This is a genomic window from Streptomyces sp. NBC_00388 (genome assembly GCF_036061255.1).
Classification (GTDB): Bacteria; Actinomycetota; Actinomycetes; order Streptomycetales; family Streptomycetaceae; genus Streptomyces.
The window spans coordinates 470,442-482,889 of record NZ_CP107948.1 but is presented as its reverse complement, the minus strand read 5'-3'; the positions used below and the strand labels follow the sequence as shown (position 1 = coordinate 482,889).

Here is a 12,448-nt window from a genome sequence, read left to right as displayed (position 1 = left end):
GCTCCTGGATCGCAGATGTTCGAGGATGCGTGGCTCCTCCCGCGTCCCTGCCCTTGTTCGCCGGCTCCGACGGGCGGGGAGAGATGCTGGAGGGTCGCGCGGTGAGGCTCGCTGCGCCCAGTCGGCTCAGCAGGCCATCCCAGCACGACTCCTGATGAGGCAGCAGGATATTATCAGGTTCCTTATATTCTCCACGAGGGGGCCACGGTGATCGATGATCCGTCCACCCGCGCCGGCTACCTCGCCTGGCAGTTCGGGCAGGCCGTCACCCAGCGCCTGGAGAGGGCCCTGCGGCCGCTCGATCTCAGCCTGGCTCAGCTGGGCTGCCTCACGCAGGTCGGCTCCTCTCCCGGTATCTCCAGCGCCGAGGTCGCCCGCAGGGCCGGGCTCACAGCGCAGTCCATGGGCGCCGCTGTCAGCGGCCTCATCGCCCGCGGCCTCCTCACCCGCAGCCCGCACCCGACGAACCGGCGGGTCCTGGAACTACGGCTCACCGGTACGGGGCTGACCCTTGCCGCCCGTGCTCAACAGCTGGCCGACGAGGTGCAACAGCAGATGTTCGAGGTGCTCTCCACCGGCGAACAGGCCACCGTGCACGCCCTGCTCCACCGTCTGCTCGAACACAACTTCCCCGAAGCGCTGTACCGCTACGGCCCCACCCCCCGCTGACCGCGACCGGCCGGCGCACTCACAGCTCGCTCCCGTAGCCGCCGGTGGCGCCGGGCGGACCGGACGGAATCCGGTCCGGAGAGCGTCACCCGGCCGGGGGTGCCGCCGCGGGGACGGTGTTCCGCCGGGCGGGCGCCCCACTGCGGCGCGCCGAGCGCGTCGGACCTGTGCCCCCGGGCTCCCCGCTTACGCTTTCGCCGCCGCCTCGCGTGCTCACGTACACGCTCCGCCACCGCGTACCAGCCGACCAGATGGGAACTCGCTGTGCCGAACCAGTTCGCCCTCGACCTCGCCAAGATCCGCGAGGAAGCCCGCAACCACCTCAGCAAGGGCCCCGTCACTTCGGCGAACACATCCGACCTGCAACGCCTCATCGATGTGCTCAACGAGGTGGTCGCCACCGAGATGGTCTGCTATCTGCGGTACACGCAGAACGCGATCGTCGCGCAGGGCATCAACCGTGAGCAGGTCGCCGCGCTGTTCCGGGAGCACGCCGGCGAGGAGCTGAACCACTTCCAGCGGGTCTCCGACCGGATCAACCAGCTGGGTGGCACCCCCGACCTGGACCCCGCCACCCTTGTCGCCCGCTCGCACACCGAGTACGAAGCACCCGAGGAGAGCGACCTCCAGGAGATGATCCGGGAGAATTTCGTCGCCGAGCGCATCGCCATCGAGACGTACACCGAGATCGTGCGCTGGATCGGCGAGAGCGATCCGACCACCCGCCGTCTGATGGAAGACCTCCTCAAGGAGGAGGAGGACCACGCGGACGAGCTGAACGACCTGTACGAACCCGCCTCCTGACCGGCAGGGCCGCACGGGCGCGGCCCGGGCCGCGTTGCCGGCTCCCGCGCCTGCCGCGGCCGGCGGAGCGAGCGCGGGTACCTTTCTGCGGAGGCGGGCGGCAGCAGAGCAGCCTGCGGAGCGGAGAAGCGAGGCGGGCGCCCGGATGCGGACGACGGCCGGGGCCCGCGGCGAGGCGCCCGACGCGCGCCTCGCCGCATACAGCAGCGTGTCCACGTCCCTGGCCCTGTGCAGTGACCGGGCTCTGAGCGGGCTGCTCGACACCGCGGCGCCGCTCGGCTCCGGTATCGGAGGGCGGTCGGCGCTGCTGGAGACGGCCGGCACGCCGGTCTTCGTGAAGCGGGTGCCCCTGACGGAGCGGGAGCTCCTTCCGGAGAACGTGCGCTCCACGGCGAACGTGTACCAGCTCCCCGCCTTCTGCCAGTACGGCATCGGGGGGCCGGGCATCGGGGCGTGGCGGGAGGCTGCCGCTCACACCATGACCACGAACTGGGTTCTCGCGGGGGAGTACCCGGGGTTTCCTCTCATGTACCACTGGCGGGTGCTGCCGGACACCGCGCCGGAGCTCCCGGAGGAGCTCGCTGACGTGGACCGGGCGGTCCGCTACTGGGGAGGCGGGCCGCAGGTGCGCCGCCGTATCGAGGCCCTCCAGCAGTCCCGGGCGAGCCTCGTCCTGTTCCTCGAATACATCCCGCAGACCCTCCACGGGTGGCTGACCGGGCAGCTCCGGGCGGGCGACGCGGCCGCCGACCGGGCCGCTTCGCAGGTGGAGAAGGAACTGCGGGCCGGAATCTCCTTCATGAACGCCCGCGGCCTGCTGCACTTCGACGCCCACTTCGAGAACATCCTTACCGACGGCCGGCGGCTCTACTTCACCGACTACGGCCTGGCTCTCTCGTCACGCTTCGAATTGTCACCCGGCGAAGCGGCCTTCTTCGAACGGCACAGGACCCACGACCGTGCCTACACGCTCAGCTACTTGGTGAACTGGCTGATCACTGGCGTGTACGGATACGGCCGGGCGGAACGCGAAGCCCTGATACGCGCGTGCGGCGCAGGGGAGCGACCCCCGCAAGGCCCTCCCGGGGTCACAGCGATCCTCGGCCGTCACGCACCGCTCGCTGCCGTCGTCACGGATTTCTACGGCAGGCTCCAGCGGGAGAGCCGGGAGGTCCCGTACCCGCTGGAGGCGATCCGCCGCGTCCTCGGGGCCGGTCACAGCTGACCGCTCCCGGTGCGACGTCCTCTCCGCCCGCGCCCTCGCGGTCCGGGGCCTCGAAGGGCGAGGTCACCCGGACCGTCAGGTGCCGGTACGAGAGCGGATGGGGTACCAACGGCGCTGTGGGGGAGCGTTGTCGGCGGGGTTCAGGGCGCGTGCAGCGCCGGCGTGGGGGAGAGGCGGGAAGCGGCCGGCTGGAACACCTGGTCACCGCTCAGCGGAGGTTCGCCGCGAACGCCGCACACGAACTGCGCACCCCTCTCACCATTCAGCGTGCCGCGGCCGAGATCGGCCTCGCCGATCCCGACCCGGAGCGCGTGCGCTGGATCCGCAGTGAACTCATCCATGTCGCCGGCCGCAGTGAACACCTCGTCGAGTCGCTCCTGCTGCTCGCGACCGCTCAGCAGGACCTGGACGGCGGGCAGTCCGTACGTCTCGAAGAGACCACGGCGATCATCGCCGCCGACGTGGCCGACGAGGCCGGGCAGCGCGATATCAACGTCACCACCACGCTGGACGCGGTGACCGTCGAGGGCGATCCGGTGCTGCTGACCCTCCTGATCCGCAATCTCGTCGACAACGCACTGCGCTGCAACCACCCCGGCGGCACGATCCGCGTCGTCCTCCACGACCGGACGCTCACGGTCTCCGACACCGGCCCGCTCGTGCCCGCCGAGGACGCACCCCGCCTTTTCGAACCCTTCCGACGCCTCGGTGAACGTACCCACAGTCCCGGCGAGGGCGCCGGCCCGGGGCTGTCCATCGTCGCGTCCATCGCGCACGCGCACGGCGCGGAATTCACCGTCGATGCCCGTCCCGCCGGCGGTCTCACCGTCACGGTGTTCTTCAACGGGGCGAGCCCCGGCCGGCCTGACGACGACCGGCACAAGAGGCCGGCGGAGGCCGACGGGACCCTCGAAGGCCGGCCACGGCATTAACCACCGCTGAGCTCTTCCTTAAGGGCGCCTCAAGACTGATCAGCACTGCCCTGAACTGCGAATTCGGGCGGAGAGAGGCGCATAGCGTGGGTGACCCGACCCCACTGTAGGAGCTCCGGATGACTGTCCGTGTGCCACGAGCGCGACCCCGCCATCGCGTCGACCCGGCGCTGAGCACCGCCCCGCCGCGCCTGTCGCCTCACGCGTGCGGCGTGGGCATCGTGGCGGGCGCCGGGGTGGTCGCCCTGATGTGGGGCGTACAGGCGCGGCCGTCCGCGCGGCTGGACGCCCTGTTCGCCACGGCGGCTCACCTCACGGGGCTGCTCGGCGGTTACGGGGTCGTCGTGATGCTGCTGCTGATGGCACGGATCCCGGCCGTGGAGCACGGCGTCGGAGCGGACCAGCTGGCGCGCTGGCACACCTGGGGCGGGCGTCTGGTGTTCACCGCGATCGCCGCGCACGCGGTGCTCGCGCTGTTCGCGTACGCCGCCTACCGGAGCGTCGACGTCATCACAGCGGGCACGGGGCTGTTCGGATACCCAGGGGTGGCCGCCGCCGTAGTCGGCCTCGTACTGCTGCTGGCTGTCGGCGTGACATCGGCACGCGCCGTACGCCGCCGGATCAGCCACGAGAGCTGGCGCGCGGTGCACCTGGCCACCTACGTCGCAGCCGCGCTGTGCTTCGTCCACCAGCTCGCCGGCCCCGATGTGGCGGGGGGCGGACCGTTCACGCTCTGGTTCTGGTCACTGCTGCATGCCCAGGCCGCGGTGTTGCTGTTCTGGTACCGGGTGGTGGTGCCGATCCGGCGTGCGCTCCGCCACGATCTGCGGGTCGCCCGGGTGCGGGTCGAGGCACCGGGCATCGTCACGATCGAGTTCACCGGGCGTCACCTGGATGAACTGCAGGCGGAATCAGGGCAGTTCTTCCGCTGGCGGTTCCTCACCAGACGGCTGTGGCGCACCGCGCTGCCGTTCTCACTCTCCGCACCGGTCCGGGACGACCTGCTGCGGATCACCGTCAAGGCAGCCGGCGACCACTCCCGGCGAGTACGCCGGATCCGGCCCGGTGTACGCGTGGTGGCAGCCGGGCCGTTCGGCGCTCTCACCGCACACCGGCGAAAACGCCGCAAGGTGCTGCTGCTGGCCGGCGGGGTCGGGATCGCACCCTTGCGGGCGCTCTTCGAGACACTTCCCGGAGAGCCGGGCGACGTGACACTGCTCTACCGTGCGTCCCACCCCGAACTGTTGGTACTGAGCGAGGAGTTGCAGTCCATCGCTCAGCAGCGGGGGGCCGCTCTGCACTATCTGCTCGGCCCCAGCGACGCGGAGGCCGACCCCCTTTCGCGGGACCGGCTGCGTGCGCTGGTGCCGGACCTGGCCGACCACGACGTCTTCCTCTGCGGGCCGCCGGGGATGACGAGGGCTGCCACTCTGGCACTGCAGCAGGCGGGAGTGCCGGTCGAGCGCATCCACTCCGAGGAGTTCGCGATGACGAGCTGAGGGCCCCGCCGAAGGGTGCCGCGGGACCGCCGCATCATCCAGAATCAGCAGTCGACCTGAGAGGAAGGGCGGCACCGTGGCCGCTACGCATCCGCTGTACAGCAGGCTCCCCATCCCCGTGGTGGCCGGCACGACCCGCGAACGCAGGCGCCACCGGGCGCGGCGCTCCCCGACCTTCGTGCACCGCGTGCGCGCCGCCGCGCTGCTGACCATGACGGGTGCGGCAGCGGCGACCCTGCTCTCCGTCACCGTCAGCCCCACCTCCCCGCCTGCCGCGGACCGTTCCCGGCCGCACTCCGCCCCGGACATGGGAGGCGGCCCCGCCGACGCGGGCGGGGGCCACCACCGGCCGGCCGTGCGTGGAGGGGCATGAGACGGACCGCAGGTGCTGATCCGGGACGCCGCTACGGGGTGCTCTCCGCGAGGCCGCACCCCGCGAGGCCACTGCGCAGCAGTGCGAACCCGTGCTCCGCGTCCCGCACCGCGCCCCGATAGCGGGCGTCGGCCGGTTCGCCGTAGGCCAGGCGCTCGGCATTGTCCTGAGCGAGCGCCCACTGTGTCGCCACGATCTGGGCGGCAGCCAGCCGTGCGGTGACCTCGGTGGCATCCGCCGTCTCGTGCAACGCCTGCGCGAGGGTGAGCTCCGCACCGGTCTTGAACTGGGTCATCCGGGCCACGAGCGAGGGTGCCTCGTAAATCATCCGCGTGAGGCTGCGGATCTCCGGGCGGTCGTTGAGACCGGTGATCGGATCACGTGCGCGCAGCCCGGCCAGGAAATGCTCGCGCAGCGCGGCCAGGGGCGTGTCGGGTGCGGGGCGCGCCCGCACCACCCGGGCGGATTCGGTCTCGTGGTCGGCGAGCCGGTGCACGACGAGGTCCTCCTTCGCCGGGAAATAGGCGAAGAGAGTGCGCTTCGACACCTCTGCCGCTTCGGCCACCTCGGCCACCGACACCTGGGTGAAGCCGCGTTCGAGGAAGAGGGTGATCGCCGCGTTGGAGATCGCCGCACGCGTGCGTTCCTTCTTGCGTTCCCGAAGACCTGGCTTGCTCTCCACGCCTCCACCGTATCAGAAATATTGCCCTGGGGATCTTTATGCACCTGGTATACATTTGCACCCGGGTTAAGAGGCGGAAGAGGAGTCGGCATGGCGACGGACACGGACACGGACACGGACACCAGGAACGAGATCGAGGCCGAGGTGGTCATCGCGGGCGGGGGCCCGACCGGACTGATGCTCGCGTGCGAGCTGGCGCTGGCGGGCGTCGACACGTTGGTACTGGAGAAGCTGCCCCGGCGCATCGAGCAGGTGAAGGGCGGCACGATCCAGCCCCGGACCGCCGAACTGCTGGAAATGCGCGGCCTCCTGGAGCCGATGCTGCGCCGGGCGGCACAGCGCGAACCGGTCGGCGGGCACTTCGCGTTGCTGCCGGTGCCGCTGGACTGCACCCCCTGGGAGACCCGGCACCCCTTTCCGCTCGGGGTCCCCCAATGGGTGATCGAGGAGGTGCTGGAGGAGCGGGCGCTCGCGAGCGGCGCACGGGTTCTGCACGGGGCCGGGGTCCTCGGAGTGGAGCAGGGTGACGGAGTGACCGTGGTGACGGACGGTCTGCGGGTGCGGGCGCGCTACCTCGCGGCTTGCGACGGCGGGCACAGCACCGTGCGGAAGCTGCTCGACCGCCCGTTTCCCGGCAGGCCGGGGACCTACCTCGCGGTGCTCGCCGACATCCGGCTCTCCGCCGTCTCATCGCTGGTCCCGAAGCAGTCGGGGCAGGTGAGCGACCTGACCCGAAGCGTCGGCGACTGCTGGGCCATGCTGATCCCCATCGAAGGTGATACGTACCGGCTCACCTACGGCCGTGCCGATCAGGCGGACGTCACGCGCGACAGCCCGGTCACCCACGAGGAGATCGCCGCCCTGCTCCGGGTGGTGTACGGCGACGAGACCGTCCTGGGCGCGGTCCAGAACGCCTCACGGTTCACCGACGCCACCCGGCAGTTGGAGAACTACCGGGCGGGCCATGTCGTGTTCGCGGGCGACGCCGCCCACATCCACCCCCCGCTGGGCGGCCAGGGGGTCAACCTCGGCATACAGGACGCGCTCAACCTGGGCTGGAAACTGGCGGCGGCCGTGCAGGGCCGAGCCCCTGCCGGTCTCCTGGAGAGCTACCAGACGGAACGGCACCCGGTCGGCGCGCGCGTACTGCACCACACATCGGCGCAGCGGGTCCTGGCCGACCCGCGGCCGGCGGCGGATGTGGCCGCCCTGCGCGATGTCGTCATCGACCTGCTGCGCCTGCCGGACGCCAACCGCCATATGGCGGGCCTGATGTCGGGCCTGTCACTCCACTACGAGAGCCCGGGCGGGCACCCCCTCACCGGGCGGCGGGTGCCCGACGCCGACCTGGTCACCGCGGCGGGATCCACCCGTCTCTCGGCGCTGTTCGGCGCAGGACACGCCGTCCTGCTGGACCTGGCGGGAGTGGTGCCCGCGGACTTCAGGCCCGGACAGCGCGTGGACGTCGTCCGTGCGACGTGTACGGAGAAACTGGGCGCCGCCGCCCTGCTCCTGCGTCCTGACGGCTATGTCTGCTGGGCCACGGACGACGCGGCCGACTGCGACAGGACGCTGCTGCCCGCCATCGCCGCGGGGCTGACGACTCGCTGACCCCCCGGGCGCAACCCGACTGCCCCGGGGCCACGGAGCACGCCCGGGGCGCCGATCGGCAGGGGGCGCGGGCGAACCCCCGGATCGGCCGGGCGCGCCCGGTGGAGGTGGGTGCCGAGGGGCGGCGGCTGGGTCATGACGGTCCACGGGAAGTCCGGCGGCGCGCGACCACCCGGCGCGGTGTCAGGATCGGCCGTGGCTGCCCGGCATGTCCTCGCCCGCTTCTGCCACGGAGAGGAGGTTTTCAGCGCCGCCTTCGAGCATCCGGGCGATTTTCGCCGAGCGCGGGAGCATCGTCTCCTCGTAACTGTGTACGGCGTCGTCGATGGTGGAGGAGCGAACGAGCGCGAGGGCGAGTTCGCAGGCGTCGAGCATGGCGAGGTTGACGCCGACGCCGAGCGGCGGCATGAGGTGTGCCGCGTCCCCCAGGAGTGCCACGCTGGGCGAGTGCTGCCAGGTGTGCGGCACGGGCAGGGCGAAGAGCGGGCGGTCGACGTAGGCGCCGTCGTTGTCGGTGATCAGCCGGAGCAACTGCGGTGCCCAGTCCGCGTACGCGCTGAGCAGGTGCGCGCGGAGGCCTTCGGTGTCCTCGGGGCGCAGGCCGTGCGCCGTGATCCAGTCCACCGGAACGGACTGCATGATGTAGACGCGCATGTGGCCACCGCTGTTGCGCTGCGCGAAGAGACCCCGCTTGCCGTCGGCGATGTGGGCACCGCCTCGTCCGACCAGGTGGGAGAGCTCGGGGTGCGCGTTCTCCATGTCGTCGAACCGTGCTTCGAGGAAAGTGACTCCGGTGTACTGCGGCGTCGCGGGCGACACCGCGGGACGGACGCGGGAGGGGGCCCCGTCGGCGCCGATCACGAGATCGGCCTCGACGGATGTCCCGTCGGAGAACGACAGGGTGCGAGGCCCGTCGGACGGTCCGCTCACGGAGGCGAGACCGTGCCCCCACTGGACCGTCCCCGGAGCGAGTGAGCGCAGCAGGAGATCGCGGAGCTGTCCGCGGTCGATCTCCGGGCTCGCGGTCTCGCCCTCGTCCGGCAGGTGGTGGGCGAGAATCCGCCCGGCCGGGTCCATCTGCCGCATTTCCTGCCCGTCGAACCTGGCCAGGGCGAAGAACTCGTCCAGCAGCCCGGCTTCGCGGAGTGCGAGCTGGCCGTCCTCCTCGTGCAGGTCGAGCGAGCCCCCCTGGTTACGGGAGCCTGCCCCCTTGTCGCGGTCGAACACCGTCACCGGGATGCCGTGCTGCTGCAGGATGCGTGCGCAGGTGAGGCCTCCGGGGCCGGCCCCGATGATGCGGATACGTGCGTTTGCGGGTGTCGGAGAGTCCACGGTGGGTTCCTTCTCGTCGGTGGGGCCCGGTACTTCCGTGGCACGGCGAGGACCGGCGCCGCGACCCCGTGGTGCGGCGACCCCTGCGGTGTCCAGGAAAGCAGAAGTGAGTCAATAAGTGCAACCGTTCAAGTTTCTGCTTCATTCCAGCTATGGGGTACAGTGACGGGATGTCCGATTCCCCGGCCGTAGGCCGCCGTGAGCGCAAGAAGGCCGCGACCAGGCAGGCCATCGCCGACGCCGCCCTGGAGCTCTTCCTGGAGCACGGTTTCCAGGCAGTGAGCGTCCGCGACATCGCGGAAAGGGCCGATGTGTCGACGACGACGCTCTTCGCGCACTTCCCGGGCAAAGAGGCGCTGGTCTTCGACCGCGAGGAGAAGGTCGACGCGGAGCTGGCCGCCGCCGTCCGCGAGAGGCCGAAGGGGCAGGGAGTGATCGAGGCCCTCCGCGCTCACGCCCTCAGCTCCTGGGCGACACTCGCGTCGGACCCTCGCCTTGAGCGTTTTTCGGAGCTGGTGGACCGGACGCCGGCGCTCCGCGAGTACGCGGAACGCATGTGGACGAGACATGCGGGCACCCTCGCCGCTGTGATCGCGGAGGACCTCGGCAGGGAGGCGGACGATCTCGCGTGCGCGGCGCTCGCGCGGTTCGTCCTGGAACTGCCGGCCCTGGTCAGGGGGCGTCACGACCCACGCGCGGCCGTGGAGACGGTCTTCGACCTCCTGGTCGACGGCTGGCGGGCACAGCACGATTTCGGGGACGCGGCGACAACCGGCAGCGAGAGCTGACGGCGAGAGCCGGCCCACCTGGGCGGTGGGAACCGGGCGTGGCAGGCAGCCGTGCCGCCGGCTCGACCGCCCGGTCGCACGCCACCCCGTACCTCCGTGCCGCGCTCAGGAATCTGCGGCCAGGTGGCGCGGCGGACGCCGGTGACGGCCCTCGGGGTCCGGCGCGAGCGCGATGCTGACGCGCGGGACGCGCCGTTTGACCATCGACACCGACATCGCGCGGAACACCGTCATCACCACGACGATCGCCGCGACGGCGAGCGTCACCGCAGCACCGCCCCACGCGATCGCCGGACGGGGGCCCCACGTCTGCGCCATCCAGCTCGCGGCCAGGGTGCCGAGGAACCAGCCCGAGCGGTAGACGAGTTGGAAGATCGCCATCACCCGGCCGCGGAACTCCGGCAGCGTCTGGAGCTGTGCCAGGCTGAGCAGCCCCGCCCGCAGGACGAGCGAGACGACTCCCACCGGCAGCAGCACCATGCCGAGGGTCAGCAGGGTCGGCATGGCCGCGGTGACGAGTTCGAGAATCCCGAGCAGGAGAGTGCCCACCAGCACTGTGCCCAGCACGACCTTGGTGCGCCAGGTCAGCCAGGCCCCGATGAGGGAGCCGACGGAGATGACGGCGAGCAGAATGCCGTACGACCCTGCCTGCCCCGCGAGTTCACTGGACGTCAGCAGGAGCAGCATCGAGGGGAGACTCGTACCGAAGAGGCCGACGGTGCCGATGACGAGCAGCAGGAGTGTGAGGCCGGGACTGTGCCGCACATAACCCCAGGCGCCGCGCACCCGGGGGCGCCCCACCGTCCGCCGCGGACGGACGTGGAGCTGCGCCGGGCGGATGAGCAGGAGCGCGGTGAGCATCGTCAGGTACGAGAGCCCGTTCAGCAGGACCACCCCGCCCAGGCCCACCGCCCCCATGAGGGGGCCCGCCACGGCCGAGCCGACGACCAACGACAGGTTGAGGATCACGTTGTTGAGGGTGACCGCCTGCCTGAGCAGGGCATCGCCCGCGACTTCCGAGACGAAGACCTGCTCCGTCGGCAGCCCCATCGCGTTGATACTGCCGACGCAGAGCGCGCTGACCACGAGGTGCCACACCGCGAGCGAGCCACTGTGTGCCAACAGGCCCAGCAGCAGGGCCGCCAGAGCGAGCAGGGTGTGGGTGCAGAGCAGCACCCGGCGTGGCGGGAAGCGGTCGGCAGCCAGACCGCCCACCTGGCTGAACAGCAGCATCGTGAAGATCGGTGCCGCGGTGACGACACCGAGCACGACTGCGTCGTGGCTGAGTCGGTAGGTGAACCACCCCAGCGCCACGAGCTGGGTGTTGGTGCCGGTCTGGGAGACGATCAAGCCGGCGTAGTAGAACCGTGGGTTGCGGGAGGCGAGGAGTCCCCGCGCGCGTACGCCCGGCGCCGCACCGCCCGCACTGCCCGGCGCCGCACCGCCTGTTCCGTACGCCGTCCCGTCCGTTGTCCCGCCCGTCATCCGGCGATCTGTGCGTACAGGCCGGACACACCCTCCATGAAGGCGTCGGCCGACAGCCGCTCCTCCGCCAGTGCCCGCACGTCCCGCCGGTCGCTGTCCAGCGCCTCGCGGATGTCCGCCATGACGAGAGCCGGGTCGCGGTCACTGTGGGCGCCGGTGAGGTTGTACCGCATGAGGGGGCCGATGTTGTCCGCAGTGACGGGGCCGGCGTAGTGGTGCCCCGCGCAGAGGGTCGGGATCCCCGTCGCCATGGCCTCCATCGCACCGCGGCCGAGCGAGATGGCCACGTCCATCTCTCCGAGCAGGTGGGGTATCGACTGGCACGGCAGGTGGTTGATGAGGACGATCTCGCTGCCGAAGCGGTCGCTCACGTCCCAGAACCCGGGGCCGTCGCCCGCCACGTACAGGAGGACCTCCTCGCGGTCGATGTTCTCGATGATCCGGCCGAGGAGAGGCTCGCGCCCGGAGTCCAGCCGGCAGTAGAGCAGGACCCGGGGTCGCCGCGCGCCGCTCCTGGTGAGGACTGCGGGGAAGCGCTCCAGGTCGACACCCTGGTGGAGGAGGACTGCCTGGTCCGGGGGGAGGTAACTCCGCTGCAGTGACAGCGCGTTCTCCGTCATGCAGAGGAAGCGGGTGCAGCGCGAGACGAGGTAGTCGGACGAGTGGCGGCCGGCGTGGTGGACGATCCTGAACGCCGGTATGTGCTCGTCGAAGTCCCTCAGCATCTCGTCGGGAACCTCGTCGACGAGGATCAGGTCGGTCTTGCCGGAGGGATCGGTCTCCTCCGCCACGGTGACGGAGTCCATGCTGCGGAACGTCGAGGTCAGGGCGAAGCTGGAGGGTGCGTCGACGATGAGCCGCACGGTGTGGCCCGCTCTGCTCATGGTCCTGATCAGGTCGAGGACAAAGCTCTGCTGGCCGTAGGTGTGGTATCGCCCGCGCTGGCTGTACTTTCCGTCGTAGAGCGCGTTGCTGCCGGTGGCGAGCAGGTAGGTGATGTGCACGCTTCCTCATCGGGTCGCTGAGTGGGGGGCGCGGGCGGTACCCG

Annotated in this window: 12 protein-coding genes; 8 read left to right on the top strand and 4 right to left on the bottom strand. The window is 70.9% G+C overall.

Features of this window, described 5'->3' with window-relative positions; all coding sequences use genetic code 11:
* Positions 1–207 precede the first annotated feature (207 nt).
* The 6 genes from OG917_RS02305 (at position 208) to OG917_RS02280 (ending at position 5,502) form a co-directional block, all read left to right on the top strand.
* Positions 208–669, top strand: coding sequence for a MarR family winged helix-turn-helix transcriptional regulator (locus OG917_RS02305; protein WP_328315801.1), 462 nt, complete (start codon positions 208–210; stop codon positions 667–669).
* A 264-nt stretch (positions 670–933) separates the two neighbouring features.
* Positions 934–1,473 carry a ferritin-like fold-containing protein gene (locus tag OG917_RS02300; protein ID WP_328315800.1) on the top strand — a complete coding sequence of 180 codons (540 nt, stop codon included), beginning with the start codon at positions 934–936 and terminating at the stop codon, positions 1,471–1,473.
* Positions 1,474–1,618: 145 nt separating this feature from the next.
* On the top strand, positions 1,619–2,698 hold the full coding sequence (locus OG917_RS02295; RefSeq protein WP_328315799.1) for a serine/threonine-protein kinase: 1,080 nt from the start codon (positions 1,619–1,621) through the stop codon (positions 2,696–2,698).
* 149 nt (positions 2,699–2,847) lie between these two features.
* A complete protein-coding gene (locus tag OG917_RS02290; RefSeq protein WP_328315798.1) occupies positions 2,848–3,630 on the top strand; it encodes a sensor histidine kinase in 783 nt (260 codons plus the stop codon).
* Between the two features lie 119 nt (positions 3,631–3,749).
* On the top strand, positions 3,750–5,129 hold the full coding sequence (locus OG917_RS02285) for a ferredoxin reductase family protein (RefSeq protein WP_328315797.1): 1,380 nt from the start codon (positions 3,750–3,752) through the stop codon (positions 5,127–5,129).
* Positions 5,130–5,205: 76 nt separating this feature from the next.
* Positions 5,206–5,502, top strand: coding sequence for a hypothetical protein (locus tag OG917_RS02280; RefSeq protein WP_328315796.1), 297 nt, complete (start codon positions 5,206–5,208; stop codon positions 5,500–5,502).
* 31 nt (positions 5,503–5,533) lie between these two features.
* Here OG917_RS02280 and OG917_RS02275 read toward each other — a convergent pair whose 3' ends face one another.
* Entirely contained in the window at positions 5,534–6,184 is a 651-nt protein-coding gene (locus OG917_RS02275) for a TetR/AcrR family transcriptional regulator (protein ID WP_328315795.1), read from the bottom strand.
* Between the two features lie 90 nt (positions 6,185–6,274).
* On the opposite strand from OG917_RS02275, the gene OG917_RS02270 reads away from it, so the two are divergent.
* Positions 6,275–7,795, top strand: coding sequence for an FAD-dependent monooxygenase (locus OG917_RS02270; RefSeq protein ID WP_328315794.1), 1,521 nt, complete (start codon positions 6,275–6,277; stop codon positions 7,793–7,795).
* Positions 7,796–7,978: 183 nt separating this feature from the next.
* Here the strand turns inward: OG917_RS02270 and OG917_RS02265 are convergent, their stop codons facing one another.
* A complete protein-coding gene (locus OG917_RS02265; RefSeq protein WP_328315793.1) occupies positions 7,979–9,127 on the bottom strand; it encodes an FAD-dependent oxidoreductase in 1,149 nt (382 codons plus the stop codon).
* Between the two features lie 170 nt (positions 9,128–9,297).
* Between OG917_RS02265 and OG917_RS02260 the strand changes: the two genes are divergently transcribed.
* Positions 9,298–9,915 carry a TetR/AcrR family transcriptional regulator gene (locus tag OG917_RS02260; RefSeq protein WP_328315792.1) on the top strand — a complete coding sequence of 206 codons (618 nt, stop codon included), beginning with the start codon at positions 9,298–9,300 and terminating at the stop codon, positions 9,913–9,915.
* A gap of 105 nt (positions 9,916–10,020) precedes the next feature.
* Here the strand turns inward: OG917_RS02260 and OG917_RS02255 are convergent, their stop codons facing one another.
* Together OG917_RS02255 and OG917_RS02250 are read right to left on the bottom strand one after the other, a co-directional pair.
* On the bottom strand, positions 10,021–11,400 hold the full coding sequence (locus OG917_RS02255) for an MFS transporter (RefSeq protein ID WP_328315791.1): 1,380 nt from the start codon (positions 11,398–11,400) through the stop codon (positions 10,021–10,023).
* The gene (locus OG917_RS02250; RefSeq protein WP_328315790.1) at positions 11,397–12,404 is read right to left on the bottom strand and encodes a hypothetical protein; all 1,008 of its coding nucleotides are present in this window, start codon (positions 12,402–12,404) and stop codon (positions 11,397–11,399) included. The genes OG917_RS02255 and OG917_RS02250 overlap by 4 nt, the downstream gene beginning before the upstream one ends.
* Positions 12,405–12,448 lie beyond the last annotated feature (44 nt).

Bases quoted from the DNA above. Each gene is read 5' to 3' on its own strand.
- OG917_RS02295 (WP_328315799.1), top strand. From the start codon at position 1,619: ATGCGGACGACGGCCGGGGCCCGCGGCGAGGCGCCCGACGCGCGCCTC.
- OG917_RS02270 (WP_328315794.1), top strand. From the start codon at position 6,275: ATGGCGACGGACACGGACACGGACACGGACACCAGGAACGAGATCGAG.
- OG917_RS02285 (WP_328315797.1), top strand. From the start codon at position 3,750: ATGACTGTCCGTGTGCCACGAGCGCGACCCCGCCATCGCGTCGACCCG.
- OG917_RS02260 (WP_328315792.1), top strand. From the start codon at position 9,298: ATGTCCGATTCCCCGGCCGTAGGCCGCCGTGAGCGCAAGAAGGCCGCG.
- OG917_RS02255 (WP_328315791.1), bottom strand. From the start codon at position 11,400: ATGACGGGCGGGACAACGGACGGGACGGCGTACGGAACAGGCGGTGCG.